This window comes from Sphingomonas sp. NCPPB 2930 (assembly GCF_042867205.1).
Taxonomy (GTDB): Bacteria; Pseudomonadota; Alphaproteobacteria; order Sphingomonadales; family Sphingomonadaceae; genus Sphingomonas.
Genome location: NZ_JBHZQU010000001.1, coordinates 144,616 through 170,171 on the forward strand (window position 1 = coordinate 144,616; position 25,556 = coordinate 170,171).

At 67.7% G+C, this 25,556-nt stretch carries 33 protein-coding genes and 2 other RNA genes; 21 read left to right on the forward strand and 14 right to left on the reverse strand.

The genetic code is table 11. The features are described 5' to 3' along the window. Positions 1–171: 171 nt before the first annotated feature. Together ACFX59_RS00590 and pspF are read right to left on the reverse strand one after the other, a co-directional pair. Positions 172–783: a superoxide dismutase gene (locus ACFX59_RS00590; RefSeq protein ID WP_387428641.1), complete on the reverse strand. Its 612-nt coding sequence runs from the start codon at positions 781–783 to the stop codon at positions 172–174. Between the two features lie 66 nt (positions 784–849). Continuing rightward, entirely contained in the window at positions 850–1,896 is a 1,047-nt protein-coding gene (gene pspF, locus ACFX59_RS00595) for a phage shock protein operon transcriptional activator (protein ID WP_309701660.1), read from the reverse strand. A gap of 175 nt (positions 1,897–2,071) precedes the next feature. On the opposite strand from pspF, the gene ACFX59_RS00600 reads away from it, so the two are divergent. From ACFX59_RS00600 to ACFX59_RS00640, 9 genes are all read left to right on the forward strand, one after another. Beyond that, entirely contained in the window at positions 2,072–2,218 is a 147-nt protein-coding gene (locus ACFX59_RS00600; protein ID WP_307099942.1) for a hypothetical protein, read from the forward strand. 29 nt (positions 2,219–2,247) lie between these two features. Next, the gene (gene pspA / locus ACFX59_RS00605) at positions 2,248–2,916 is read left to right on the forward strand and encodes a phage shock protein PspA (protein ID WP_387428644.1); all 669 of its coding nucleotides are present in this window, start codon (positions 2,248–2,250) and stop codon (positions 2,914–2,916) included. A 1-nt stretch (position 2,917) separates the two neighbouring features. Next, positions 2,918–3,211, forward strand: a complete 294-nt coding sequence (pspB, locus tag ACFX59_RS00610; protein WP_307099945.1) for an envelope stress response membrane protein PspB — start codon at positions 2,918–2,920, stop codon at positions 3,209–3,211. 1 nt (position 3,212) lies between these two features. Beyond that, a complete protein-coding gene (pspC, locus tag ACFX59_RS00615) occupies positions 3,213–3,596 on the forward strand; it encodes an envelope stress response membrane protein PspC (protein WP_307099947.1) in 384 nt (127 codons plus the stop codon). Between the two features lie 40 nt (positions 3,597–3,636). Continuing rightward, a complete protein-coding gene (locus ACFX59_RS00620) occupies positions 3,637–3,933 on the forward strand; it encodes a hypothetical protein (RefSeq protein ID WP_307099949.1) in 297 nt (98 codons plus the stop codon). A 13-nt stretch (positions 3,934–3,946) separates the two neighbouring features. Next, positions 3,947–4,246 (forward strand): hypothetical protein, encoded by a 300-nt coding sequence (locus ACFX59_RS00625; protein ID WP_309696564.1) that lies wholly within the window; start codon positions 3,947–3,949, stop codon positions 4,244–4,246. A gap of 27 nt (positions 4,247–4,273) precedes the next feature. After that, positions 4,274–4,531: a hypothetical protein gene (locus ACFX59_RS00630; protein ID WP_307099954.1), complete on the forward strand. Its 258-nt coding sequence runs from the start codon at positions 4,274–4,276 to the stop codon at positions 4,529–4,531. A gap of 33 nt (positions 4,532–4,564) precedes the next feature. Next, entirely contained in the window at positions 4,565–4,804 is a 240-nt protein-coding gene (locus ACFX59_RS00635) for a hypothetical protein (protein ID WP_307099956.1), read from the forward strand. Between the two features lie 106 nt (positions 4,805–4,910). Further along, positions 4,911–5,312, forward strand: a complete 402-nt coding sequence (locus ACFX59_RS00640) for a SufE family protein (protein WP_307099959.1) — start codon at positions 4,911–4,913, stop codon at positions 5,310–5,312. A 242-nt stretch (positions 5,313–5,554) separates the two neighbouring features. Here ACFX59_RS00640 and ACFX59_RS00645 read toward each other — a convergent pair whose 3' ends face one another. Both ACFX59_RS00645 and ACFX59_RS00650 read right to left on the reverse strand, forming a co-directional pair. Then, positions 5,555–5,851, reverse strand: coding sequence for a (2Fe-2S) ferredoxin domain-containing protein (locus ACFX59_RS00645; RefSeq protein WP_387428650.1), 297 nt, complete (start codon positions 5,849–5,851; stop codon positions 5,555–5,557). Next, positions 5,848–6,387: a J domain-containing protein gene (locus ACFX59_RS00650; protein WP_307099963.1), complete on the reverse strand. Its 540-nt coding sequence runs from the start codon at positions 6,385–6,387 to the stop codon at positions 5,848–5,850. The genes ACFX59_RS00645 and ACFX59_RS00650 overlap by 4 nt, the downstream gene beginning before the upstream one ends. 185 nt (positions 6,388–6,572) lie before the next feature. Here ACFX59_RS00650 and ACFX59_RS00655 point away from each other — a divergent pair, with 185 nt between their 5' ends. From ACFX59_RS00655 to ACFX59_RS00665, 3 genes are all read left to right on the forward strand, one after another. Further along, positions 6,573–8,153 carry a SulP family inorganic anion transporter gene (locus tag ACFX59_RS00655; protein WP_387428652.1) on the forward strand — a complete coding sequence of 527 codons (1,581 nt, stop codon included), beginning with the start codon at positions 6,573–6,575 and terminating at the stop codon, positions 8,151–8,153. Next, a complete protein-coding gene (locus ACFX59_RS00660; RefSeq protein ID WP_387428655.1) occupies positions 8,150–8,788 on the forward strand; it encodes a carbonic anhydrase in 639 nt (212 codons plus the stop codon). The genes ACFX59_RS00655 and ACFX59_RS00660 overlap by 4 nt, the downstream gene beginning before the upstream one ends. A 61-nt stretch (positions 8,789–8,849) precedes the next feature. Continuing rightward, positions 8,850–9,926, forward strand: coding sequence for a hypothetical protein (locus ACFX59_RS00665; protein WP_387428658.1), 1,077 nt, complete (start codon positions 8,850–8,852; stop codon positions 9,924–9,926). 22 nt (positions 9,927–9,948) lie between these two features. Here ACFX59_RS00665 and rnpB read toward each other — a convergent pair. From rnpB to ACFX59_RS00710, 9 genes are all read right to left on the reverse strand, one after another. Beyond that, an RNA gene (gene rnpB / locus ACFX59_RS00670) (RNase P RNA component class A) lies at positions 9,949–10,330 on the reverse strand. Between the two features lie 153 nt (positions 10,331–10,483). Next, positions 10,484–11,173 (reverse strand): N-acetylmuramoyl-L-alanine amidase, encoded by a 690-nt coding sequence (locus tag ACFX59_RS00675; RefSeq protein WP_307099972.1) that lies wholly within the window; start codon positions 11,171–11,173, stop codon positions 10,484–10,486. Between the two features lie 66 nt (positions 11,174–11,239). Continuing rightward, positions 11,240–12,121, reverse strand: coding sequence for a CheR family methyltransferase (locus ACFX59_RS00680; protein ID WP_387428660.1), 882 nt, complete (start codon positions 12,119–12,121; stop codon positions 11,240–11,242). An 8-nt stretch (positions 12,122–12,129) separates the two neighbouring features. Then, the gene (gene cheB / locus ACFX59_RS00685; protein ID WP_387428663.1) at positions 12,130–13,233 is read right to left on the reverse strand and encodes a chemotaxis-specific protein-glutamate methyltransferase CheB; all 1,104 of its coding nucleotides are present in this window, start codon (positions 13,231–13,233) and stop codon (positions 12,130–12,132) included. 32 nt (positions 13,234–13,265) lie between these two features. Continuing rightward, entirely contained in the window at positions 13,266–13,631 is a 366-nt protein-coding gene (locus tag ACFX59_RS00690) for a response regulator (protein WP_307099978.1), read from the reverse strand. Positions 13,632–13,714: 83 nt separating this feature from the next. Further along, complete coding sequence (locus ACFX59_RS00695) at positions 13,715–14,143, reverse strand: chemotaxis protein CheW (RefSeq protein ID WP_309696583.1); 429 nt, start codon at positions 14,141–14,143, stop codon at positions 13,715–13,717. Continuing rightward, positions 14,143–16,467 carry a chemotaxis protein CheA gene (locus ACFX59_RS00700; protein ID WP_387428667.1) on the reverse strand — a complete coding sequence of 775 codons (2,325 nt, stop codon included), beginning with the start codon at positions 16,465–16,467 and terminating at the stop codon, positions 14,143–14,145. The genes ACFX59_RS00695 and ACFX59_RS00700 overlap by 1 nt, the downstream gene beginning before the upstream one ends. A 59-nt stretch (positions 16,468–16,526) precedes the next feature. Beyond that, positions 16,527–17,171 (reverse strand): histidine phosphotransferase family protein, encoded by a 645-nt coding sequence (locus tag ACFX59_RS00705; RefSeq protein ID WP_387428669.1) that lies wholly within the window; start codon positions 17,169–17,171, stop codon positions 16,527–16,529. A gap of 44 nt (positions 17,172–17,215) precedes the next feature. Further along, positions 17,216–17,620, reverse strand: coding sequence for a Mov34/MPN/PAD-1 family protein (locus tag ACFX59_RS00710; RefSeq protein WP_387428671.1), 405 nt, complete (start codon positions 17,618–17,620; stop codon positions 17,216–17,218). 17 nt (positions 17,621–17,637) lie between these two features. On the opposite strand from ACFX59_RS00710, the gene ACFX59_RS00715 reads away from it, so the two are divergent. The 4 genes from ACFX59_RS00715 (at position 17,638) to ACFX59_RS00730 (ending at position 21,537) form a co-directional block, all read left to right on the forward strand. After that, positions 17,638–18,585, forward strand: coding sequence for an RluA family pseudouridine synthase (locus ACFX59_RS00715; RefSeq protein ID WP_387428674.1), 948 nt, complete (start codon positions 17,638–17,640; stop codon positions 18,583–18,585). Between the two features lie 68 nt (positions 18,586–18,653). Beyond that, positions 18,654–19,559 (forward strand): RNA polymerase sigma factor RpoH, encoded by a 906-nt coding sequence (rpoH, locus tag ACFX59_RS00720; protein WP_007404166.1) that lies wholly within the window; start codon positions 18,654–18,656, stop codon positions 19,557–19,559. A 2-nt stretch (positions 19,560–19,561) separates the two neighbouring features. Next, complete coding sequence (locus tag ACFX59_RS00725; protein ID WP_387428677.1) at positions 19,562–20,785, forward strand: flavin monoamine oxidase family protein; 1,224 nt, start codon at positions 19,562–19,564, stop codon at positions 20,783–20,785. Between the two features lie 56 nt (positions 20,786–20,841). Next, positions 20,842–21,537, forward strand: a complete 696-nt coding sequence (locus ACFX59_RS00730; RefSeq protein WP_387428679.1) for an aspartate/glutamate racemase family protein — start codon at positions 20,842–20,844, stop codon at positions 21,535–21,537. Between the two features lie 65 nt (positions 21,538–21,602). On the opposite strand, the gene ACFX59_RS00735 is transcribed toward ACFX59_RS00730, so the two are convergent. Then, on the reverse strand, positions 21,603–22,259 hold the full coding sequence (locus ACFX59_RS00735; RefSeq protein WP_007404127.1) for an alpha/beta hydrolase: 657 nt from the start codon (positions 22,257–22,259) through the stop codon (positions 21,603–21,605). Between ACFX59_RS00735 and ACFX59_RS00740 the strand changes: the two genes are divergently transcribed. The 5 genes from ACFX59_RS00740 to ffs all read left to right on the forward strand — a co-directional run bounded on the left by ACFX59_RS00740 (position 22,246) and on the right by ffs (position 25,376). Continuing rightward, positions 22,246–23,415, forward strand: a complete 1,170-nt coding sequence (locus ACFX59_RS00740; RefSeq protein ID WP_387428681.1) for a cysteine desulfurase family protein — start codon at positions 22,246–22,248, stop codon at positions 23,413–23,415. The genes ACFX59_RS00735 and ACFX59_RS00740 overlap by 14 nt on opposite strands. Next, positions 23,412–24,485, forward strand: coding sequence for a cysteine desulfurase family protein (locus ACFX59_RS00745; RefSeq protein WP_387428684.1), 1,074 nt, complete (start codon positions 23,412–23,414; stop codon positions 24,483–24,485). Before ACFX59_RS00740 ends, ACFX59_RS00745 begins: the two co-directional genes overlap by 4 nt. Further along, the gene (locus tag ACFX59_RS00750; RefSeq protein WP_309696605.1) at positions 24,482–24,787 is read left to right on the forward strand and encodes a 2Fe-2S iron-sulfur cluster-binding protein; all 306 of its coding nucleotides are present in this window, start codon (positions 24,482–24,484) and stop codon (positions 24,785–24,787) included. Before ACFX59_RS00745 ends, ACFX59_RS00750 begins: the two co-directional genes overlap by 4 nt. 97 nt (positions 24,788–24,884) lie before the next feature. Then, complete coding sequence (locus tag ACFX59_RS00755) at positions 24,885–25,208, forward strand: hypothetical protein (protein ID WP_307099996.1); 324 nt, start codon at positions 24,885–24,887, stop codon at positions 25,206–25,208. A 70-nt stretch (positions 25,209–25,278) separates the two neighbouring features. Further along, positions 25,279–25,376: signal recognition particle sRNA small type (ffs, locus tag ACFX59_RS00760), an RNA gene on the forward strand. Positions 25,377–25,556 lie beyond the last annotated feature (180 nt).

The following is a 25,556-nucleotide window of genomic DNA, read 5'->3' on the forward strand; positions in this document are numbered from 1 at the left end:
GGGAGGTGGCAGGGCGAAGCCCTGACGGAGGGGTGTCGCCCTCTCGATAGCGGAACACCCCTCCACCAGCTTCGCTGGTCCCCCTCCCCTTGCAGGGGAGGAATAGGAAAGAAAAAGGGCGGCCCCTCGCGGAGCCGCCCTTTCCTTTATCCGAACCGGATCGTCGCGACGTTACGCGACCGCCGCCTCGTACCGGCGACCGGCCTCGTCCCAGTTCACCACGTCCCACCAGGCCTTCAGATAGCCCGGACGGTCGTTCATATAGGTCAGGTAATAGGCGTGTTCCCACACGTCGTTACCCAGGATCGGCGTGCCCTTGTCGGCGACGACGTCCATCAGGGGGTTGTCCTGGTTCGGGGTCGAGGTGACCTTCAGCTTGCCCTCGGCGTCCGCGATCACCCAGGCCCAGCCCGAACCGAACTGGCCCGCGCCCTTGGTGTTGAACTCTTCCTTCAGCTTGTCGAGACCGCCGAACGCCTCGATCGCCTCGGCCAGCTTGCCCGAGGGCTGGGTCGTGCCGGGCTTGGTCATGATCTTCCAGAAGAAGTCATGGTTCCAGAAGCCGCCGCCATTGTTGCGGACGACCGCCGGGGCCGCCGAGATGGTCGCCAGGATGTCCTCGATCGACTTGCCCTGGAGCGAAGAGTCCGCCGCAACGGCCTCGTTCAGCTTGTTGGTATAGGCGGCATGGTGCTTGTCGTGGTGGAAGGTCATCGTCTCCTTGGAGATGACCGGCTCCAGCGCGTCATAGTCGTACGGAAGGGGCGGCAGTTCGAAAGCCATCGTAAATGCTCCTTTGGGGTTTGCCTGTGGCAACGCCGGGCGTCTCAAATGGCTCCCCGAACGGAGTTACGCAACCGTTCCGATCAGATCATGGCGACGAAGCGCATGGCGAAGCTGGTCATAGGACAATCCCAGCGACTCGGCGGTCGTCCGCTGGTTGAAGCGGTTGTCGGCCAGCGCCTTGGTCAACAGCTCGCGCTCGAACCGCGCCACGCGCGACTTGAAGTCGGACGGGCCGACCTCGCATGCCGCCACCTCGTCGCCGTCATTGGGCGGCACGGGAGCGCTCCCCTGCCCCGCCCCCTCGCTTTTCGCGGCGGCGGGCGACTGGCCCTGCGGACGATAGGGCGAGCGGAAGGGGTCGATCTCGATCGCGTCCACCGGCCCCTCGCGGTCCCAGCGATAGACGGCGCGCTCGACCACGTTGCGGAGTTCGCGCACATTGCCGGGCCAACGATGCTCCATCAGCGCATCGGTCGCCGCCGCGCCGAAGCCCGGCCAGTCGTTCCAGCCGATCTCCGCCGCCATGCGCCGCCCGAAATGATTGGCCAGCACCATGATGTCGCTCTTGCGCGCACGCAGCGGCGGCAGCGTCACCACCTCGAAACACAGCCGGTCGAGCAGGTCGGCGCGGAACTGGTGCGCGGCGACCTTGTCGGGCAGATGCTCGTTGGTCGCGGCGACGATGCGGACATCGACGCGCAAAGGGCGCGACGAGCCGATCCGCGTCACCTCGCCATATTCGACCGCGCGCAGCAGCCGGTCCTGCGCCGCCATCGACAGCGTGCCGAGTTCGTCCAGGAACAAAGTCCCGCCATTGGCCTCCTCGAACCGCCCCGCGCGCGCCTTGGTCGCGCCGGTGAAGGCGCCCGCCTCATGGCCGAACAATTCGGCCTCGATCAGCGACTCAGGCAGCGCGGCGCAGTTCATCACGACCAGCGGCTGGTCCCATCGCCCGCTCAGGCGGTGGAGACGCTCGGCGACCAGTTCCTTGCCAGTCCCGCGCTCGCCGATGACCAGAACCGGGCGGTCGAGCGCGGCGGCGCGGCTGGCCCGTTCCAGCGCATCCAGAAAGGCCCCCGACTGGCCGATGACCTGACTTGTTCGCTCCATTCCCAACAGGTGGCGGAATTTCCCAAGCCTTGGCAAGGGCGCAATCGTTGCCGCGGCGCAATTATTTCACAAACCTTTGATTTTACGCCATCTTTGAAATTGGCACGCACCCTGCAATGCTTCCGGCATCCCGCCACCGAGCGGACCGAAACAAAGATGTCAGGGAGTTTCCACCATGTTCGCCACCAACGTCACCCGCCAGATCGCCGCCATCGCCTGCACCGTCGTGATGAGCGCTACCTGCCTGATGGGCGCCCTCGCCCCCGCGCATGTCGCCACCGCCACGGCCCCGGTTGCAGCGATCGAGGCGCCGATCGCATAATCACGCATTCCGCCATCAAGGAGTATCCGATGGGCATTTTCTCCCGCACCCGCGACATCGTCGCCGCCAATTTCGCCGACCTGCTGGACAAGGCGGAAGACCCCGCGAAGATGATCCGCATGATCATCCTCGAAATGGAGGAAACGCTTGTCGAGGTGCGCGCCTCCGCCGCCCGCACGATCGCCGACCAGAAAGAAATCCGCCGCCACATCATGAAGCTGGACCAGCTTCAGGACAGCTGGACCGAAAAGGCCGAACTGGCGCTGTCGAAGGACCGCGAGGATCTGGCCAAGGCCGCGCTGATCGAGCGCCAGAAGGCCGCCGACATGGCCGACCAGCTAAAGGCCGAGGTCCAGGTGCTCGACGATGCGCTGCGTGCGTCGGAAGAGGATATCGCCAAGCTGCAGAACAAGCTGCGCGAGGCGCGGACCAAGCAGAATGCGGTCCAGACCCGTCTGGAAAGCGCCAACAACCGCTATCGCCTGCGCGAGATGTGGAACGGCCCCAAGACGCACGACGCGTTCAGCCGCTTCGACATCCTCGAGCGCAAGGTGGACGAGGCCGAGGGTCGTGCCGAGGCGCTGGGCCTGGGTGCCAGCCCGAAGACGCTGGAGGAGGAAATCGCCGAGCTGCGCGCCTCCGACCGGGTCGATGCCGAACTCGCCGCGCTCAAGGCGCGCCTGAACAAGGGAGAGTGAGATGGACGACGTCGCTGTCCCCTTCATCCTCTTCGGCTCGCTGTTCGTCGCGCTGCCCTGGCTGATCCTCCACTATGTCACCAAGTGGAAGCAGGCGCCGAAGATCACCCATGAGGACGAGCAGCTGCTCGACGAGCTTCATATGCTCGCCCGGCGGCTCGAAGATCGGCTTCACACCGTCGAACGGATCGTCGCCGCCGACAATCCCAACTTCAAACCCGGCCTGTCGCAGTCCGAATGGCGCTCCGAAAGCCGCCTCGGCCAGCACGACTACAGCCTCGATCGGAGGAATTGAGATGACCGCCAGCCGCACCAATTTCTACCTCGACAAGCAGAATGCCAAGTTCAAGGGCGTGTGCTCGGGCATCGCCGACTATACCGGCGTCGATGTGATGTGGGTCCGCGTCGCCGCAGTCCTGCTGACCATCACCGGGGTCGGCATGCCCTGGGTTCCGATCGCCTATATGCTGATCGCCTGGATGGCGAACGCCAAGCCGCTGGGCCTGTACCAGTCGGACGAGGACGCCAAGTTCTGGCAGGGCGTGCGCAGCAATCCGCGCCGCTCGACCGCCGAGGTCCGCTCGAAGTTCCGCGACATCGACCGTCGCCTCGCCGATATCGAACTGCATTACACCAGCCGCAACCGCCAGCTCGCCGACGAGATCGACAGCCTGCGCTGAGCCCGGCCTGCACATCAACTATCCTATGGGAGTATGGATTATGTCTTGGGGAGGACCGGGTTTCGTCCTGGCGATCATCGCGATGTCGACGATCGGTTGGGTCGTCACCACCTGGATCCGCGCAAAGCACGGATACAGCCTGGACGGCGAATGGGGCGGCATGGTCGGCAAGACCGGCATGGCCGACGAACGCAAGGTCGAACTGCTGACCGCCGAGAACCAGAAGCTGGTCGGCCAGGTCTCGCGCCTCGAGGAGCGGATCGCGGTGCTGGAGCGCATCGCCACCGACCCCGCCGAGCGGACCGCGCGCGAAATCGACGCGCTGCGCGATCGCTGAGGGAGAGCGGATCATGAAGGACATCGTTCCCGTCCTCGGCATTCTGATCCCGATCCTGGGCATCAGCTGCGGCCTGGTCGCCATCATCGGCGGCGTGTTCCTGAAGCCCTGGTTCGCCTATCGCGAAAAGCGGCTGGCCACCGAAGCCTCGATGGTCGCGGAGAAGGCCGCGCAATATGCGGCCCAGACCGAGAAGCTGGAACAGCGGGTCCGGGTGCTGGAACGGATCGTCACCGATCGCGGCCTGGCGCTGAGCAACGAGATAGACGGCCTGCGCGTACCGGGCGAGACGCCCGTCCGCATCGAACACTGACAACAAGAATAAAGGGGAGTTTCCGCCATGTCCGGATCACAGTTCATGGTCGTCATGATCGTCGCGATCGTCATGATCGCCAGCATCTTCAAGTCCAAGCATCGCCGCTCGCCCGGTCTCGACATCGTCGAGCATCTGCGCGGCGAAGGCGCCCGCGACACCCAGGCGCTGCGCGGCGAGATTCAGCAGCTCAAGGAGCGTATCCAGGTTCTGGAACGCGTCATCACCGACCAGCACAAGAGCATCGATCTCGACCGCGAGATCGAGCGCCTGCGCGACCGCTAATCCACCCATTGATACGGACAGGGAGCCCGGATCATGACCGACACCAATCTTTACATCGTGATCGCGACCGCAGGCCTTGCGGGACTGGCGATGATCGTCACCGCAGGGCTGGCCGGATGGCGCGGCTGGTTGCAACTGAAGAGCCGCGAGTTCGACCGCGCGCACGACATGCCTTACCCGCCCGCAAGCTCCGCCTCGTCGCGGATCGAGATGGCGGACCTGAAGGAACGCATCCGCAAGCTGGAAGCCATCGCCGCAGGCGTCGACCTGTAAGAAGGGGCGCGGGACAAGCGGGAATGGCCCTCCCCTTGCTCGTCCCACCACCGACCGGCGACCACCGGCTTGTCGTCGGCGCATGCACCGGGTAGCGGACATGGCCATGTCCGACCTTGCCGAAATCCGCGACGAATATGAATTCCTCGACGCCGACGATCGCTATCGCCTGCTGATCGATCTCGGCCGCGCGCTGGAGCCGATGCCCGAGGCGTTGAAGACCGACGCGACGCTGGTGCGCGGATGCTCGGCCTCGGTCTGGGTCTATCCCACCAAGGGGGATGGCGAAGGGCTGCACTTTCTGGCGGACTCGAACGCGGCGATCACCAAGGGGATCATCGCCCTCGTCCTCAAGACGGTGCAGGACCGGACGCCCGCCGACATCCTGGCGACCGATATCGAGGGCGAGCTGGCGCCGTTCGACCTGAAGAACCAGCTGAGTTCGAACCGGACCCAGGGGATTCCGAACATGATCGCGCTGATCCGGGAGACGGCGGGGCGGTATTGAGGGTTTTACCCTTGGCCTTCGACTTCGCTCAGGCTGAACGGAGCGAAGGAATCGGGCCTATTACTAACGCCCGTTCAGCCTGAGCGTAGTCGAAGGCCACGCCAAAGCCTCTGGCCGCTCCCCTCCCGCAGGCGAGTTTCATGTCGGTCATGCCCCCGGCATGACCTAAACGATGCGGGGCATCGTTTACCTGAAACTGGGATGGGGAGGGCAAGGGGTCTCACCGAGCCCCCGCTAAAACCCTAAGCCCCCCGCCCCAGTCGCGTCGCGATCGCCTCGACATCCTCGTCCGGCGTCACCACCAGCCATTCGCCCGGACGCCGTCCGTCGACCAGCGTCACCGCATTCTTCGGACACAGCCCCAGGCATTTGGTCTCGATCACCCCGACCGAGGCCTTGCGTCCCTTGCCGAAGATCCGCCGCAGCGCCTTGGCCAGCGGGGTCTTGCCCTTGGGGCCGAAGCCACCGCCGACCTTTTTCGAGCATTTGCCGCAGATCAGAACCGTCGCTTCCCAATCCGCCTTGGCGCGGCGGATCATTCGGGCTTCCAGCTCCGCCGCTCCTCGGCGGCGCGCAGGACCTCATAGGCGGCCTGGACCTGCTGGAATTTCTTGGCCGCGTCGGGGTCGTTGGGGCGGATGTCGGGATGGTTGGCCTTGGCCAGCCCCCGCCAGGTCGCGCGGATCAGGTCGAACTCGGCATCCGCCTCCAGCCCCAGCGCCTCGAGCGCGCGCATCTCGTCGCGCGAGCGGGTGCCGTCGCCCGGCCCGGCCCAGGCCTGATGCTTGGACTGGGCATAGCCCGCGCTGGTCCGCCGTTCGGACGCCTCGCGCGCGGCGGCCTCCTCGGCGCTCAGCCCCTGAAAATAGTCCCAGCCGCGATTATACTCGGCGGCATGCGCCTCGCAGAAATACCAGCGGTCGGGGCTGTTGGGCGATTTGGGCGCGGGGCAATTGCCCGGCTGGTCGCAGCCATGCCGGTCGCAGATTCGCACGGGCTTGGCCTCCCGCGCCGCGCCATAGCTGCGCCAGCGAGGAAAGCCCCAGTCATTGGATCGGGTAGAAGATCGCGCCACCCGGCCGATTTAGGCGAGTTGCGCAGCGGTGCAAGCATCGTGGTGCTGCTTTGCGTCATGCACGGCCAAAATCGCCGCGCGAAATGCTTGACCGTCCGACTACGGCTCGTTCATGACATGAACGTCATCATATGTTCATGTCCGTATCGGGCATATGCTGCACCCACTTATTTCACGGAGCGATCGTGGCCGAGCGTCCTTCCTTCCTGGCCACCGCAAGAGCGGATGTGCCGGCCTCGATCGTGGTGGCGCTCGTCGCGCTGCCGCTCTGCCTGGGCGTCGCCGTCGCCTCGGGCGCGCCGCCTTTCGCGGGCATGATCGCCGGGATCGTCGGCGGGTTGGTCGTCGGCTTCCTGTCCAAATCGCCGCTGTCGGTTGCGGGGCCCGCCGCAGGCCTGACCGTGATCGTGTTCGAGGCGATCGAGCGGCTGCCCAGTTTCCAGGTCTTCCTGCTGGCGGTGGTGCTGGCGGGTATCCTCCAGCTCGCCTTTTCCTTCACGCGGTCGGGCGTGCTGGCCGAGTTCGTCCCCTCCTCGGTCATTACGGGCATGCTGGCGGCGATCGGCCTGATCCTGATCCTGAAGCAGATTCCCCATGCGATCGGCTATGACGGCGATTTCGAGGGCAGCTTCGAATATGCCAGCCGCGCGGGCGGCAACACCTTCACCGATCTGTGGTCCAGCGTCAGCCGCGACATCGCGCCCGGCGCGGTGCTGATCGGCGCGGTGTCGCTGGCCTTCCTGTTCTGGTGGGATCATGCCAAGCCCAAGCAGGGCCCGCTTCGCCTGCTCCCCGGTCCGCTGGTCGTGGTGGTGATCGGCGTGGTCGGCAACATGATGCTGGGCGCGGTGCGGCCCGAATGGCAGCTGGCGGGCAGTCATCTGGTCCGCGTGCCGGTCGCGGGCAGCGCGTCGGAATTTGTCGGCCAGTTCCAGCTACCCGATTTCTCCGCCATCGGCATGGGCGCGGTGTGGACCACCGCGATCACGCTGGCGATCGTCGCCAGCCTGGAATCGCTGCTCAGCGTCAAGGCGGTGGACGAACTCGATCCGCGCCGTCGCACCACCGACAAGAATTGGGAGCTGATGGCGCAGGGCGGCGGCAACATTGTCTCGGGCCTGCTCGGCGGCCTGCCCGTCACCTCGGTGATCGTGCGCTCCTCGGCCAATGTCGATTCGGGCGCGGAGAGCAAGCTGTCGACCATGCTGCACGCCACCTGGCTGCTGATCTCGGTCGCGCTGATCCCGGCGGTGCTCAACTTGATCCCGCTGGCCGCGCTCGCCGCCGTGCTGATCGCCACCGGCTACAAGCTGTGCAAGCCCAAGCTGTTCACCGAGCGGTACAAGCAGGGGTGGAGCCAGTTCATCCCCTTCATCGTCACCATCCTGGCGATCCTGCGCACCGACCTGCTGATCGGGATCCTGATCGGCCTGACCGTCGGCTTCGTCTTCGTCGTGGCGCGCAATTTCCGCCCGGCGCTGACCTATGCCTATGACGATGGCGACTGCCTGATCCGCGCGCGGCGCAACCTGTACTTCATCCATAAGTATGAGCTGCAGAAGGCGCTGGCCAAGGTGCCGGACGGCGCCAATCTGCTGATCGACCTGTCCTCGACCTCCTATGTCGACCTGGACAATGTCGACATCATCAATGCCTTCATCAAGGGCGCCGATTATCGCGGGATCACCGTGATCGTCCGCAGCGACGTCGCCGAGCGGACCGCGCCGCTGATCAAGGCCCCATCGACCGGAGTGCGCTACGCATGAGGGAATATAAGCAGTTGCTGCTCGCCAATAAGGCCTGGGCGACCGAACTGCTCGAGGAGAAGGTCGACTTCTTCCAGCGGCAGACCGTGGGGCAAAAGCCCGATTTCCTGTGGATCGGCTGTTCGGACAGCCGGGTGACGCCCGAGCAGATGACGATGACCCCACCGGGGGGCATGTTCCTGCACCGCAACATCGCCAACCTCGTCCATGACGACGACCTGAACCTGTTGTCGGTCGTGCAATATGCGGTCGACGTGCTGAAGGTTCGCCATGTCATCCTGTGCGGCCATCATGGCTGTGGAGGGGTGCTGGCAACGCTGACGGGCGGCACCGAGGGGCCGGTCGACCAGTGGCTGGGCAATGCGCGCGACGTGCTCCACCGCCACCGCGAGGAAATCGACGCCCAGCCCGACGAGGCGGCCAAGGTCAACCGGCTGGTCGAGGTCAATGTCATGGAGCAGCTGCGCCATCTCGCCCGGCTGGACACCATCCAGAAGGCCTTTGCCGAGAAGCGCGAGCTTTGGCTGCACGGCTGGGTCTATGACATTCGCGACGGGCATATCAAAACCCTGCTGGAGATCGACGCCGATACCGATCTCGACGGGCTGGAGCGGCCGGACAAGGTCCTGGTCTGACCGCGCTTGATCGCGGTCCGGGGAACGCCTAGCCTCCGCGTCATCCATGGGGGAGGATGACATGCGGTTCTGGTATGGCGCGGCGCTGGCGGCGGCGATGGTGGCGGGGACGGCTTCGGCGCGCGATCTGGCAGTTCCGGCCGACAAGGGCTGGATGCATGCCCAGACGCGGCTGATCGTCCGGTCCAGCGTCGCCGGGCTGAACCGGGTCGCGATCACCGACGCCACCACCACCGAGCATGACATCGCGGTCAAACTGGAAAGCCCGGACAAGAGCGTCTTCGCCACGCTGTTCCTGTTCCACCCGGCGGTGCCCAGCGTGCCGCTATGGTTCGACCGCTCGCGCATCGCGATCGAGGAGCGCCGGAATTTCGACAAGGGCGCCCCCGCCAGCGCCGATCCGATCGCCTTCGCGCCGAGCGGCTCGGGCCCGGCGGTGGCGTTGCGCCAGAGCTGGTCGCTGCTCAGCAGCCCCTATCGCAGCACCTCTCTGGCGGTCATGCCGATCGGCGAATGGTTGCTGGTCGTGCGCCTGACCGCCGAAAAGCTGACCGCGAACGCGCTCGACGCCAGGATGGACGAGATGATCGCCGCGCTGAAGCCCCCCATTGCGACCACCCCCGCCTATCCGGGCCCGGCGGCGCCGGTCGCCGCTTGCGCGACGCAGACCGACTTCGCGCATCTGCCCAAGGCCAAGCTGGAAAAGTCGAGCAGTTCCAATCCGCTGTTCACCCTCCTGATGAACGCGGCCGTCATGGATCAGGCCGAAAAGGACAAGGCGAACCCCAAGGCCGAACCCGTCACGCCGGCCGCTCCGCTCTGCCGCGACGGAATCGCCACGACCATGTTCGGGGTCTATCGCCGGGAGGGGGACGACAGCGACGGCTATATGATCGCGCTCGCCGATGCCGGACGGACGGTCGACGTCTTTCCCGACCTGATGAGCCAGATCGAAAAGCGCAAGACTAGGTCGTATACGGTGCGGCTGAACGATGTCGACGCCAGCGCGAGCAGCTATCCCTCGTTCAACGCCCTGCCCCGCCCCGACCAGGTCGTCGACCTGATCGCCAAGGGCACGCCCACGGCCAAATCGCAGGGCAAGAATATCATCATCAATTCCAGCACGCTGGGCTCCTGACGGGGGCCCGAACGCGTAGAGATCAGCCAGAGGGCCTGTAAGCCGGGTTCTGTCCACCGGCAAAGCCGGATGGGCGACCATTCTTCTAGGACGATGCTTGCACATCGCCTCAAGCAACCAACCCGGACGGCGGGTGGGAACACACCCCGACGCCCGAAGGCGCCATGCCGTCCCTATTCGGTCTTGCTCCCGGTGGGGTTTGCCATGCCGTTTCCGTTACCGGACCCGCGGTGCGCTTTTACCGCACCCTTTCACCCTGACCTGGCCGAAGCCGTGGCCGTCTGCTCTCTGTGGCACTGTCCCTGGGGTCACCCCCGCCGGGCGTTACCCGGCACCGTCGTTCCGTGGAGCCCGGACTTTCCTCGCCCCCGGTTTCCCGAGGCCGCGGCCGCCCGGCCCTCTGGCTGGGGTGCGTGTAGCGGGAATGGGCGGGAGGGCAAGGGGTTTGTGCCGGGCGTCGGGGCGTGGCCTTCGACTTCGCTCAGGCTGAACGGCGTTATGTATCAATCCAAAGAGCCGTTCAGGCTGAGCGTAGTCGAAGCCCACGTCCCGGCCCTTCAATCGTCCCCCTGCGGACGCGGGAGCAGCAGCGCGAGCAGGATCATCCGGCATTCCGCATCGATCTCGCCGTCGATCAGCTCGGGGCGGAAGCGCCGCTGGAACGCCATGATCGCCGCCATCCGGTCGGTCACGTCATAGCCGAACCGCTCCAGCGCCAGGCAGAAGCCCGCCTCGGTCCACATCGGGTCCATCAGGTTCTTGGTCGGGCGCGGCAGCGCCAGCCGCCGCCGGGCCAGCGCGCCCCAGGGGAACAGCTCGCCGGGATCGCGCTTGCGGGCAGGCGCGATATCCGAATGACCGACGATGTTGCCGCGCGTGATGCCGTGGCGGCGCTGGATGTCGGCGACCAGTTCCATCACCGCCGCGATCTGTTCGTCGGGAAAGGGCCGATAGCCCCAGTCATGGCCGGGATTGACGATCTCGATCCCGATGCTCGCCGAATTGACGTCCTCGATCGCGCGCCAGTGCGAACGCCCCGCATGCCAGGCGCGCTTGTCCTCGTCGACCATGCGCATCACCGTGCCGTCCTCGGCCACCAGATAATGGCACGACACCTTGGCCTCCGGATCGCGCAGCCGGGCGATCGCCGATTCCGCGTCCTGCATCCCGGTATAGTGCAACACGATCATCGTTACGGGCAGTTGACGCGCGTCGAAATTGGGTGACGGCGTATCGACGATCGTCATGCAACCTCCTGAACAACCCCGCTGGGCCGCCCCTGTTAGCGGCATCGGAGCATCAAGGATATGACTTCATAGGCTCCTTATGGGATCGTCGGGATCGCATTTCTCGTAAACGCCGCGCCCGGCCGGATTAAGCTGGAACAGGTCGGTCTGGCCGATCACCGTCTCGCCCGCGCCCAGGATCAGTCCGCCCGAGGGCCGCATCGCGGCGGCCAGCGTCTGAAAGGCGCGCCGCTTGGGGTCGGGCGAGAAATACAGCATGACGTTGCGGCACAGCACCAGGTCGAAGGCGCCGCCCGGCGGCGGGTCGAGCACCAGGTTCATGTGGCGAAAGGCGATGTGGCGCAGCAGGTCGGGCCGCGCGGCGAATTCATTGTTGGGGCGCCCTTCGAACCAGCGGACGAGATGCCGGATCGGCAGCCCGCGCTGCACCTCGAACTGGGTGTAGCAGCCGCTGCGGGCCCGGGCGAGCGCCGCCTCGCAGACATCGGTGGCGACGATCTCGGGCATCGCCGCCCCGCTCACCTGCTGACGCTCGGCAAAGATCATCGCCAGCGATAGCGGCTCCTGCCCGGTCGAACACCCCGCGCTCCAGATCCGCGCTCGGCGGCCGCTGCGCTCCACCTCGGCGACGATCTCGACGATCTGGTCGAAGACATGCTGGTCGCGGAAGAAGGACGTCTCGCAATTGATCAGCGCATCGACCACCCGGCCCGCCAGATGCGGGTCGCGCCCGTCGAGTAGCGCGAGGACCAGCTGGTCGAGCGTCTCCAGCCGCCGTTCGCGCATCAGCGGCAGCAACACGGTGTCCACGCGGGTCGAACGGTGGCTGACGATCTGCTGCCCGGTGCGCGCCTCGAGCAGCGCGGCCAGGACGGTCAGCGCCTGGCGGGAGGCGGGCTCGGCGGCGGGGTTGGAGCGGATCGGCATCGCGCGGGGGCTGTGGGGCACGGACGCCATCATGGCTGCGCGGCCTTGGCCGCGCCCGCGGCCAGCATGGTGCCGATCGCCTCGGGCGGCAGGACCTGATCGGCCAGGTGGCGGCGGACGACCGCGCCGGGCATGCCCCAGACGACCGAACTGGCCTGATCCTGTGCGATGATCCTTCCCCCCGCCGCCTTCAACATCCGCGCGCCCTCCATCCCGTCACGCCCCATGCCCGTCAGCACGATGCCCCAGGCCCGGTTGCCCCACAGCTCCGCCATCGAGGCGAACATCGGGTCAACCGAGGGCAGGCAGCCGCTGCTCGCCCGGTCATGCTTCAGCCGGATCGACGCGCCGCCGTCGGGCAGCCCGACAAAGGTGACATGCGCATCGCCCGGCGCGATCAGGATCCGGCCCGGCCGCAACCGCATCCGGTCCTCGGCAATGTCGCAGGGCCGCCGCGCCACCGCCGCCAGCTGCGCGGCGAAATAGGACATGAAGGACGCGGGCAGGTGCTGGGTGACGACGATCGGCACCGACATGCTGGCGGGCACCCGTTCCAAGAGCTTGGCCAGCGCGTGAATGCCGCCCGTCGACGCCCCGATCCCGATCATCTCGGGCAGCGCCGTACCCCGTGCCGATGCCGGGGCGATCGGCGCTGTGGCAGCGGGCGGCGACGATGCGTCGCCCTCCCCCGCCCCGGCTCCGGCCCCGGTCCCGGCCAGCGCATCGAGCTTGTGCCGCAGGATCTCGCCGAACTCGGCCAGCCTCTGGGGCAGCGGCTTGACCAGCGTGTCGGCCGCGCCGTGCGCCAGCGCCTGCACCGTCGCCGCGCCGCCCTTGGGCGTGGAGGCCGAGACGATGATGATCCGCGCACCGCGCCCCGCCGCCAGCATGCGCGGCAGGGCGGAGATGCCGTCCTGTCCGGGCATCTCGACATCCAGCAGGATGATGTCGACCCGGTTCTGGGCCAGAAAGCCGAGCGCGCCTTCGACATGGGTCGACTGCCCCGCGAGCACGAAGCGGTCATGCCCGGCGATCTGCCCGGCGATCAGCGCGCGCGCGACCGCCGAATCGTCGACGATCAGGATGCGGCTGGCCGGTCGCGGCGCGATATCGGGTTGGAGGAAAGACGCCATGGCGCTGCGCATGGGCGGCCGGTCGGCGGGGCTCAGATGACGCCGACCAGCTGGAGCTTGCTCTCCAGCGTGTCGCGGTCGAACGGCTTCATGATATATTCGTCCGCCCCGGCATCGATCGCCGCGCGGATATGCGCCATGCCGTTTTCAGTGGTGCAGAACACGATGCGCGGCCGCCGGTCCAGATTGGCCTCGCGCAGCGCGCGCAGGAAATCCATCCCGCTCATCACCGGCATGTTCCAGTCGAGCAGGACGACGTCGGGCACCGATTCCAGGCACGCGTCCAGCGCCTCGCGCCCGTCGCCCGCCTCGCGCACCTGAAGGTCCAGCGTCTCCAATATATGTCGGGCGACCTTGCGGATCACCTTGGAGTCATCGACGACGAGACAGGTTTTCATGGGGCACGCCTTGTTACAGCAAAGACCCCAGCGGGATCCCGAAGGCCATCTAACCCTGCGAAAGTAAGAGCCGGGTTAATGGCTCAGGCGGCCGCCGCCGCGGGCGGCGGGACCAGCCGGGCCAGGTCGAGGACCAGCAGCGGCTCGCCATCGCGCACCACCATGCCGCCCGCCGCGCGCGACCAGCGTCCCTCGCGCGGCGGCGCATGCGGCATCGGCCGGGTCTCAAACGTCTCGATATCGTCCAGCGCATCGACCAGCATGGCGTAATAATGGCCGTCCTGCCGGGTGATGACCGCGCGGCGGATATGGTCGGCGGTCGGCTCCAGCCCCAGCGCCAGCCGGGTGTCGACCACGGTGATGACGCGGCTGCGCAGCGCGGTCAGCCCGCGCACCGACGGCTCGGCACGCGGCACCGCCACGACCTCGCCGATATCGACCACCGAATCGACCTGGTCGGCGTCGAACACCACGCCCTGGTCGGCGATGCGGGCGATCAGGAACAGCGGCATCAGCGGCCTCCCCGGCGCGCATGGCTGGCCAGCGCGGCGATCAGCGCGGGGCGGTCATAGCGATAGACGCTGTCGGCATCGGACGCCGCATCGCGCTCGCGGCGCAGTCGCACCACCGGCGCGCCCGAGGCATCCTCGGGCAAGGGCTCGTCCTCCATCATCAGGCGGACCGCGGGAACCTCGTCGTCCGGCGCCTGCACCGCGCAGCGATAGCCATTGGCCTCCAGCACCGGGCGCAGGAAACGGTCCATCCAGGCCGCCCCCGCGCCGTCGAGCAGGCAGAGGAGCGGGCCATGGTCGCCCGGCCCGCTCGCCGTGCCGCCGAACAGCGCCAGCGGGTCGAGAATCTCGATCGGCTCGCCCTGCCACACCGCGACGCCCAGCACCGTGCCGTCACCCGGCGACGGGGCGATATCGGCGGGCAGCTGGATGATCTCCAGCGCGGCGGCGATCGCATAGGCGCATTCGGCCTCGCCATCGGTCAGGCGCAGCACCTCGATCTCGCCCCCCACGGTCGCGCGGTCGAGCGCCCGGGCATCGACATGGTGCAGCGGCATCGTCGTCTCGCCCACCACCAGCCGGACGCGACCGCCCGAATGATGGACCGCCGCCGCCTCCGCCTTTTCGACCCGGTCGATCGCGCCCAGCGGCATGGCGCGGCGGCAGCCATCCAGATCGTCGAACAACAGCGCCGGGATCGCCGCTTCGTCGGCATCGTCCTCGCTCGCCGCGATGACCTCGCGGTGGAAACGGAGCCCGGCCGCCTGCGCCAGCCCGCCGCCGTCGAGCAGCAGCATCGGCAGGCCGCTGTCGGGCAGCGTCTGTCCGGCGTAAAGGCCGCTGCCCATCACCGCCGGGGCGGCGGGCTTGACCACCACCTCCTCGGTATCGAGCACATCGTCCACCCCCAGCGCATAGTCGCCGTCGCGGGTCGATATGATGACCAGCGTCATGGGCTCGGCGGGGCCGACGCCCAGGAAGCGGCCCAGCGGCAGCATCGGCAGACGCCGTCCGCGCACCGTCGCGACCTCGACCGCGCCGACCGGATCGATGCGGACCTGATCGCCACGAATCTTGACGATCTCCTCGATCGACTGGCGCGCGATGGCGAAACGCTGGTCGCCGACCGCGACGACGATGGTCGACATGATCGACAGGGTCAGCGGCACCTGGATGGTGATCGCCAGCCCCCGGCCCGGCCGGTTGTCCAGCGCGACGCGGCCGCCGACATGTTCGATATTGGCGCGGACCACGTCCATGCCGACCCCGCGCCCCGACATGGTCGACACCGTGTCACGGCTGGACAGGCCCGGTTCGAAGACCAGCTTCTGCTTGTCGGCGGCGGTCATCGCGGCGACCTCGCCCGCGCTATGGACGCCGCTCGCCACCGCCTTGGCGGCGATGCGTGCGACGTCGATCCCGGCGCCGTCATCCTCGATCTCGATCAGGATCTGATTGCCCGACTGGCGCGCGGCGACGCAGATCTGCCCGGTCTCCGGCTTGCCCAGCCGGCGACGCTCGGCCGGGGTCTCGATGCCATGGTCGATCGCGTTGCGGATGATGTGGACCAACGGGTCGCGCATCATCTCGATCATCTCGCGGTCTAGGTCGACATCCGACCCCTCGATGCGCAGCGACACCGCCTTGCCCAGTTCGGCGGCGGTGTCGCGGACCATGCGCGGCAGGGCGGAGAACAGCCCGTCGACCTTCTGCATCCGCGTCCGCGTCACCGTGTCGCGCATGTCGGCGACGGTCAGCGACAGCCGGTCGAGCGCCGCCTCGACCCGCGGGTCGAGCACGGAGTCGCGAAGCCGCCGCGCGAGTTCGTTGCGCGCCAGCACCATGTCGGACATGCCGCTCATCATCCGGTCGAGCAGGTCGACGTTCAGGCGGATGCTGCGCGGTGCGGCGCGGCTCGGCACCGCCACCTTGGCGACGGGGGCGACGGACGCGGTTTCCGTCCGGGTCAGCGCGGCGATCAGCGCGTCGTCGTCCGAATCGTCCAGCCCGGTCCCCGTCGCGATCGCCTCGACCACCGCGCCGATCCGGTCGACGATCCCCAGCACCGCATCGACCAGCGCGGTGTCGGGCGTCCGGCTGCCGTCGCGCGCCGCCGCCAGCACGTCCTCGGCGGCATGGCTGAGCCGGGCAAGGCGCGGCAGGTCCAGAAAGCCGCAGCTTCCCTTGACGGTATGGACGAAGCGGAAGATCGCATCGAGCCGCGCCCGGTCGGCGGGCGCCGCTTCCCAGGCCACGATCTCGCCGGACAGCGCCTCCAGCGTCTCGCGCGTCTCGGCGATGAATTCCTGCAGCAGATCGTCCATAAATCCCCGAGGGCGCGTCCTTTCCGCTCCCTCTTGCCGCCACAAGATTAAAAGGGCGTTTACCCCGCGCGGATGGCCGCCCCCAGGATCATCGTGCTGGGCGCGGGCTCATGGACCAGCGTCATGCCACCATGTTCATGGGTCAGCGTATGGACCAGGAATGCGGGCGCGGTGCGCGAGCCGAGCGGCTCGGTCCCCTGCCCCTCCATCAGCGTGCGGCGAATTTCGGGATCGAGCAGGATGCGCGGCCCCTCGATCCGGATCGCGATCTCGATCGCCTCGCGCCCCGCCTCGGCCCCGATGTCGATCGTGCCGCCGCGCGCCAGCGCCTCGGCCGCGATCAGCGTCAGGTTCATCAGGATGCGCACCGCAGGCTTGGGCAGGCTGGGCTGTTCGACCAGCCAGCCCAGCGTGGTGCGGCGATTGTCGACCAGCAGCCCCTCGATCGCCGCCTTCGCCTCGCCCATGTCGACCCGCTCGGCAAAGCCGCCGCCCGCGCCGAAGGCCAGGCGGAAGAATTTCAGCTTATTGGCCGAGGCGCGCGCGCTGTCGGCCAGCAATTCCATGCAGCGTTCGCGCATGGCGGGGTCGGTCTCGTCGGCCAGCAGCTCCAGCCCGTTATTGAGCGCCCCCACCGGGGACAGGAGATCGTGGCACAGTCGCGAACACAACAGGCTCGCGAAATCCACCGGGCTGACGGTCATGAAAAATCCCTCGACAAACTGGCCCTTTGTGACGTGGGCATTCGCTATGCGCAAGCAAGTGCGAGCGGATCGAACCGGCCATGGCGCTCACCCGCCGCGACCGCGCGCCAGGCGGTGACCCGTCCGCCCCCCGCGATCAGCCAGATACTGCCGTCGGGCGCGGCATCGGCGGCGTCGCGCGGCGACGGTTCGGCCAGCCCGGTCGGGTGCGAGTGATAATGACCGATCACCGCCGCCCCGCCGCCCCGCGCCGCGCGGTGCGCCGCGATCAGCGCGGCCGGATCGATCTCGAACCGGTGCCAGGGCTCGGCCGCGACATTGGTACAGGGCACGACCCGCGCGATGCGATCCCCCTGTCCCAGCAGCAGCCCGCAAACCTCCCGATCGGGCGAAGTGGCGGCGGTTTTCAACAGGAAGTCCAGCGTATCGCTTGAAATCGTTACGGTCATGCCCAATTTACTAGGCCATGGACCGGGGGGTTTCCATCATCGATGCGCGGATCGCGCCCACAGCGGATGGCTGGCGGTTGGACCGTGCGCTGGCCGATGCGGTGCCGACCCTGTCGCGCGAACGGCTGAAGGTGCTGATCGCCAGCGGTGCCGTGACGCGCAACGGTGTGATGGCGCGCGACCCCGCCAAGCGGGCGGCGGCGGGCGATCAGTTCCAGGTCGCGGTCCCCGCCCCCACCCCTGCGCATAACGAGGCGCAGGATATCCCGCTCGTCATCGCATACGAGGACGAACATCTGATCGTCATCGACAAGCCCGCCGGGCTGGTCGTGCATCCGGCGGCGGGCAATCTGGACGGCACGCTCGTCAACGCGCTGCTCCATCATTGCGGCGGGTCGCTGTCGGGGATTGGCGGCGTGGCGCGGCCCGGCATCGTCCACCGGATCGACAAGGACACCTCCGGCCTGATGGTCGCGGCCAAGACCGACCGCACCCATGAGGGGCTGGCCAAGCAGTTCGCGGCGCACTCGATCGACCGCCGCTACCGCGCGATCACCGGGGGCATTCCGCGACCCGCCGAAGGCAGCGTGGACGCGCCCCTCGCGCGCAGCCCGCAGAACCGCAAGAAGGTGGCGATCGTGCCGGGCGGCAAACGCGCCGTGACTCATTACCGCACCATCGAAAAACTCAACAACGCCGCGCTGGTCGAATGCCGCCTGGAGACGGGGCGGACGCACCAGGTTCGGGTGCATATGCAGTCGCTCGGCCACGCCTTGCTGGGCGACCCGGTTTATGGTAGAACAAAGGGTGCTCAAAAAGCCCTGCTCGATGAACTCGATTTCCGGCGCCAAGCCCTGCATGCGGCGCATCTGGGTTTCATTCATCCCATAAGCGGCCACGCTTTGGCGTTTGAGAGCCCGATGCCACCGGACATGCAGGAACTGTTCAGTCGGCTTCACGTATAGCAGAAGACCGCCTCGCGCCCGACGACGGGGCGAAACGGAATGACGCTCCAGAAAGGGAGATAAGGATCATGGCAAAAGGCAGCAACGTCCCGGCGACGATTCCTGCGCTCGGCGGGGAGCAGTCGCTCAACCGCTATCTGGCCGAGATCAAGAAATTCCCGATCCTTGCCCCGGAGCAGGAATATATGCTCGCCAAGCGCTTTCAGGAGCATGGCGACCCGGAGGCGGCGGCGCAGCTCGTCACCTCGCACCTGCGTCTCGTGGCGAAGATCGCAATGGGCTATCGCGGCTATGGCCTGCCGACCTCCGAGCTGATCTCGGAGGGCAATATCGGCCTGATGCAGGGCGTGAAGAAGTTCGAGCCCGATCGCGGTTTCCGCCTGGCCACCTATGCGATGTGGTGGATCCGCGCCTCGATCCAGGAATATATCCTGCGCTCGTGGAGCCTCGTGAAGATGGGCACCACGGCGGCGCAGAAGAAGCTGTTCTTCAACCTGCGCCGGATGAAGTCGAAGCTCGACGCGTTCGAGGACGGCGACCTGCGGCCCGAGGACGTGACCAAGATCGCCACCGATCTGGGCGTCAACGAGGACGAGGTCATCAGCATGAACCGCCGCATGGCGATGGGGGGCGACACCTCGCTCAACGTCTCGATGCGCGAGGATGGCGAGGGCCAGTGGCAGGATTGGCTGGCCGATGACGCGCCGCTCCAGGACTCGGTCGTCGCCGAGCAGCAGGAGGCGGATGTCCGCCACGACATGCTGGTCAGCGCGATGGATGACCTGAACGACCGCGAGAAGCACATCCTGACCGAGCGCCGCCTGACCGACGATCCCAAGACGCTGGAAGAACTGAGCCAGGTTTACGGCGTGAGCCGCGAACGCGTCCGCCAGATCGAGGTGCGCGCCTTCGAGAAGCTGCAAAAGGCGATGATGCGCATCGCCGGCGAGAAGCGGCTGCTGGCGGCCGCCTGACCATGACCGGCCGCACCGTCGTCATCGGCGGCGGCGCGGCCGGGATCGCGGCGGCGCGGACGCTGCATGATGCAGGACACGAGGTCCTGCTGATCGAGGCGGCGGACCGGCTGGGCGGGCGGGCGCAGAGCGTGCGACTGCCGACTGGCCATGTGGTCGATCATGGCTGTGGCTGGCTTCATTCCGCCAGGCGCAATCCATGGACCGCCATCGCCGAGAAGTCGGGCTTCACCATCGACCGCCGCTCGCCCAACTGGCAGGTCCAATGGAACGGGCTGGGCTTTCCCCCTGACCAGAAACGCGCCTCGGGCGAGGCTTATGCGCGGTTCGAGGACGCGGCGATGGCCGCGCTCGACGGGCCGGATCGTCCGCTGTCCGACTTCGTGAGCGATGACGATCCCTGGCGACCGATGATCGACGCGATCTCGGGCTATGCCAATGGCGCCTCGCTGGCCGAAGTGTCGCTGCACGACTGGGCAGCCTATGAGAATGCCGCGACCGACGACAATTGGGCGGTGGTCGAGGGCTATGGCACGGTTGTCGTCCACCACGCCGCGGGATTGCCGGTCCGCACCGGCGTGACGGCCACGCGCATCGACCATCGCGGCAAGACCATCCGCATCGAGACCTCCGCCGGTACGATCGAGACGGATCATGTTATCGTCGCCGTCCCCACCACGGTGCTGGCGGAAGGCAGGCTGACCTTCGACCCGCCCCTGCCCTCCAAACAGGACGCCGCCGCCGCGCTACCGCTCGGCATCGCCGACAAGGTCTTCCTGTCGGTCGAAGGCTCCCTGCCCTGGCCCGCTCATGCGCACCTGACCGGCAATCCACATAGCGCCTGCACCGCCAGCCACCGGCTGGCCCCCTTTGGCTGGCCGATCGTCGAGAGCTTCTTCGGCGGCCCCTGCGCCGAGGCGCTGGAGGAAGACGGCGCGGCGGCGGCCTTCGCGATCGACGAACTGGTGGCCCTGTTGGGCAATGATTGGCGACGGCGCTTCACGCCGTTGGACGCGACACGCTGGCGGCACGTGCCGCTGATCGGCGGCAGCTACAGCCATGCCAGGGTCGGCCATGCCGATGCGAGGGGCAGACTGGCCGAACCGGTCGACGGTCGCCTCTTCTTTGCGGGCGAGGCCTGTTCGCGCGAGGACTTCTCCACCGCGCACGGCGCCTATGAAACGGGCGTGGCGGCGGCACGGGGCGTCCTTTCGGTCGGGCCCTAGGCATTTTCGTCCGCTTCCCCCATCATCCAGACCGGCATTGGCGAGACGGGGGCAGGATGCGGACGATAGGATTGATCGGCGGCATGAGCTGGGAAAGCTCGGCCGAATATTATCGCATCATCAATCAAGGGGTTCGCGATCGGCTCGGCCCGACCGCCTCGGCCTCCTGCCTGCTCTGGTCGTTCAATTTCGCCGAGATCGAGGCGCTTCAGCACAAGGGCGATTGGGACGGCCTGACCGCCCGGATGACCGAGGCCGCGCGGACGCTGGAGGCAGGCGGCGCCGAACTGCTGCTGATCTGCACCAACACCATGCACCGCACGGCACCGGCCATCGAGGCGGCGGTGACGATCCCGCTCGTGCATATCGCCGACCCCACGGCGGAGCGGATCAAGGCCGCAGGGCTGCGGACCGTCGGGCTGCTCGGCACCGCCTTCACGATGGAGCAGGATTTTTACAAGGGGCGGCTGGCGGAGCGTCACGGCCTCGACGTCGTCATTCCCGATGCCGCCGACCGCGCCGAGGTTCACCGCATCATCTATGAAGAGCTGGTCGCGGGTCGCATCCTCGACACGTCCCGCGACCGCTATCGCGCGGTCATCCGCCGTCTGGTCGAGGCCGGAGCCGAGGCGATCATCCTGGGCTGCACCGAGATCATGCTCCTGATCGACGCGCAGGACAGCCCCGTGCCGGTGTTCGACACGACCGCGCTGCACGCGCACGCCGCCGTCAAACGGGCGCTGGCCGACTGAGCCCCGGCCATGGAAAAAGGCCCCGGCTTTCGCCGAGGCCCTTTTCGTTCAACGACCCGACGCAATCACCGGATCGGCGAGTTCGGGTCCAGCCGCATGTCCAGATACCGGTCCACCGACCCCATCAGCTCGGGCATTTCATGCTCGAAGAAGTGGTTGGCCTTGGGGATGGTGTCGTGATGGATGGTGATGTGCTTCTGGGTGCGCAGCTTGTCGACCAGCTTCTGGGTCGCCGCCGGGGTCGCCACCTCGTCGGCCTCGCCCTGGATGATGATGCCCGAGGAGGGGCACGGCGCCAGGAAGGTGAAGTCGTACATGTTGGCGGGCGGCGCGACCGAGATGAAGCCGCGAATCTCCGGGCGGCGCATCAGCAGCTGCATCCCGATCCACGCGCCGAAGCTGACGCCCGCGATCCACGTGGTCGAGGCTTCGGGGTGGAAGCTCTGCACCCAGTCGAGCGCCGAGGCGGCGTCGGACAGTTCGCCGATGCCGTTGTCGAACGTGCCCTGGCTCTTGCCCACGCCGCGAAAGTTGAAGCGCAGGGTTGCGAAGCCGCGCCGCTGGAAGGTCTTGTAGAGTTCCTGCACGATCCGGTTGTTCATCGTGCCGCCCGCATTGGGATGCGGGTGCAGGATCATGGCGACGGGCGCGCGCGGACGCGGAGCGGGAGCGAAACGGCCTTCGAGGCGGCCTTCGGGGCCGGGGAAAATGACTTCGGGCATCAAAACTCGCCGATCTGGATCGCGCTGGTGGAGCGCCGGGAACGTTGCGCTATATAGGCGGGAAGGCCCTTTTCGCAATTGTTCGATCATTCCAGCTAGGGAACGAACCCTGTCCCGTCTTTACCTCGATCATGCCGCCACCACCCCGATCACCGATGCCGCGCGTGCGGCGCTGGCCCAGGGATGCGCGACCTGGGCCAACCCCTCCTCCCCCCATGCGGAGGGGCGCGCGGCCAAAAGGCTGCTGGAGGATGCCCGCTCGGCCATCGCGGGAGCGCTGGGCTGGTCGCATGAGATCCTGTTCACCAGCGGGGCCAGCGAGTCGCTGTCGATCGCGTTGACCCGGGCGATGGCGGAGCGGCGCTTCGTCGGCGCGATCGACCATGACGCGGTGCTGCGCGCCGCCCCGGATGCCGTGGTGATGCCGGTCGGGCCGGACGGCGTGCTGCGCCTGCCCGATCTGAACGGGCCGCGCGCGGTCGTGACGGTGCAATGGGCCAATAGCGAGACCGGCGTGAGACAGCCGATCGCCGAACTGGCCGAGGCGATCCACGCCGCCGGGCACATCCTGCTGGTCGACGCCGCGCAGATGCCGGCGGGCGCGGACCGCGCGGTGATCGACCATGCCGACCTCGTCGCGCTGTCGGCGCACAAGCGCGGCGGGCCGCCCGGCATCGGCGCGCTGCTGGTCCGCAACCTGGCGGTGCTGGCCCCGACCGGCGGGCAGGAGCGCGGCTATCGCCCCGGCACCGAGAATATGCCCGGCGTGCTGGGCTATGCGGCGGCGCTCGCGGAGCCGGAGCCCGATCATACCGCACTTCGCGCCTATTGCGACGATGCAATCCGGCGCTCGGGCGGGATCGTGGTCGCCGATGCCAGCCGTCGCCACCCGGCCATCGCCAGCTATCACATGCCGGGCAAGCCGTCGGCGGCGCAGCTGATCCAGTTCGACCTCGCGCATATCTCGGTCTCGGCGGGCAGCGCCTGCGCCAGCGGCAGCCTGAAGCCCAGCCACGTCCTGTCCGCGCTCGGCTGGAGCGAACAGGCAGGGCGCGAGGTGGTGCGGGTCAGCTTCGGCCGCTCCACGACGCGCGAGCATGTCGACCGCTTCGTCACCGCTTGGCGCGCCATCGCGCGGGGGACGCGCGTCGCATGATCTATCTCGACTATCAGGCGACGACCCCGCTCGCGCCCGAGGCGCTGAAGGCGATGCTCCCCTGGCTGGAGCAGGGCCATGCCAATCCCCATTCCCCCCACCGCGCCGGGCGACAGGCGCGTGCCGCCGTCGAGGTCGCGCGCGATCAGGTGGCGGCGCTGCTGCCCCCGGGCGGGCGGGTGGTCTTCACGAGCGGCGCGACCGAGGCGCTGAACTGGGCGATCAAGGGCGCGAGCGGCGGCATCGTCACGACGGCGATCGAACATGCCGCCGTGCTCGACACCGCGCATGCGACGGGGCGCGACCTGACCATCCTGCCGGTCGATGACGAGGGGCTGGTCGCGCCCGCCTCCGTCGCGCAGGGCGTCGCGCAGGGCACCGGACTGGTCGCCGCGATGCTGGTCAATAACGAGATCGGCACCGTCCAGCCCATCGCCGCGCTGGCCGAGGAGGCGCGTCGCGTCGGCGCCTGGATGCTGTGCGATGCGGTGCAGGGCTATGGCCGGATCGCCATTCCCGACGGCGTCGATCTGGTCGCGCTGTCGGCGCACAAGATCCATGGTCCCAAGGGTATCGGCGCGCTGTGGATCAGGGACGGCATCACCCTGCCCCCGCTGCTCCATGGCGGCGATCAGGAGGGCGGCCGCTCGGGCACGCTCAGCCCCGCTTTGTGTGCCGGGTTCGGCGTGGCGGCGAAGCTGATGGCGGCGCGCGCCGAGGAGGACATGGCGCATGTCGAGCGGCTCTGGGCGATGGCGATCGCGCAGCTGGGGCCGGACTGGACGATCAACGGGTCGACCGAGCGGCGCTATCGTGGCAATCTGAACGTCCGGCGCGAGGGGCTGGATGTCGCGCGGCTGATGTCCGACTGCCGCGACATCGCCTTTTCGGCGGGAAGCGCCTGCGCCAGCGGATCGGGGCGGACCAGCCATGTGCTCCGCGCGCTGGGTCTGGGCGACGCGCAGGCCCGATCCTCGATCCGGCTGGGTTTCGGCCGCTATACCACCGAGGCGGACCTGACGGCCGCCATCGCCCGGCTCGACGCCGCCGCCAGGGAGCAGCGGCCATGATCGGCCTGACCTTTATCGACCGCCGGGGGGATGCGGTTTCGACCCAGGCCATGCCCGGCGAGACGCTGCTGCGCGCCGGGCAGCGGGCAGGCCAGCCGATGGAGGGCACGTGCGGCGGACAGATGGCGTGCGCGACCTGCCATGTCCTGATCGATACGGCCTATCTCGACCGGATCGCGCCCCCCTTGGCAGAGGAAGAGGATATGCTCGACCTGGTGCCCGATGCGACCCGGTCCAGCCGCCTGGCCTGTCAGGTCCTGCTGACCCCCGAACTCGACGGACTGACTGCGCGGCTTCCCTGAACGTGCGATAACCAACTGGTTCAGCACGCAATCATCGCCGATTCGGCAATATCCTCCCATGCTCGCCGAAGGGCGGGCCTACCGGGAGTAAAGCGTTATGAAACTTCTTGCTGTCTTGGGCGCCGGCCTGATCGCCGTTTCGGGTATCGCCGCCGCCGCGCCTGCCGCCGCCGCACCGCATGGGCCGCACGACCGCTGGGGTCCAGGACCGGGGCGTGGACCGGGCTGGGACCGTGGGCCGGGCTGGCATGATCGCGGCCCCGGCTGGAACCGGGGTCCGGGCTGGGACCGTGGACCCGGCTGGCATCGCGGCAACAGCTGGGATCGGGGTCCGGGCTGGCGCGGTTACGGACGCCCGCGCGTCGTGTGCCGCTGGGTCCGCACCTGGGATGGGCCGCAGCGTCAGTGCTTCCGTCGCTGACCCTCTGACATGACGAACGGGGCCGGTGGGATAAGGGCTTGATCCCCCGGCTTCGTTTCGCCATATGCGCGGCGGGAGTCGGGCGGACGTAGTCATCGCCAACCCGGTCAGGTCCTGACGGAAGCAGCCGCAACGATTTCGCTGCGGGTCGTCCCGGCTCCCACCTTTCCAGCATTTCGGAACCGCGCGACGCAGCGTCGCCCCAGCGCAGGCTGGGGACTTTTGCCGCGTGGACCACCCGCGCGAAAGATCCCAGCTTTCGCTGGGATGACGGAGAGCGTGTCGTATTCTACACGAATATACCTGACGCCGCGCGCCCGAGCGCCTATGTTGGTCGGCGATGCTTTC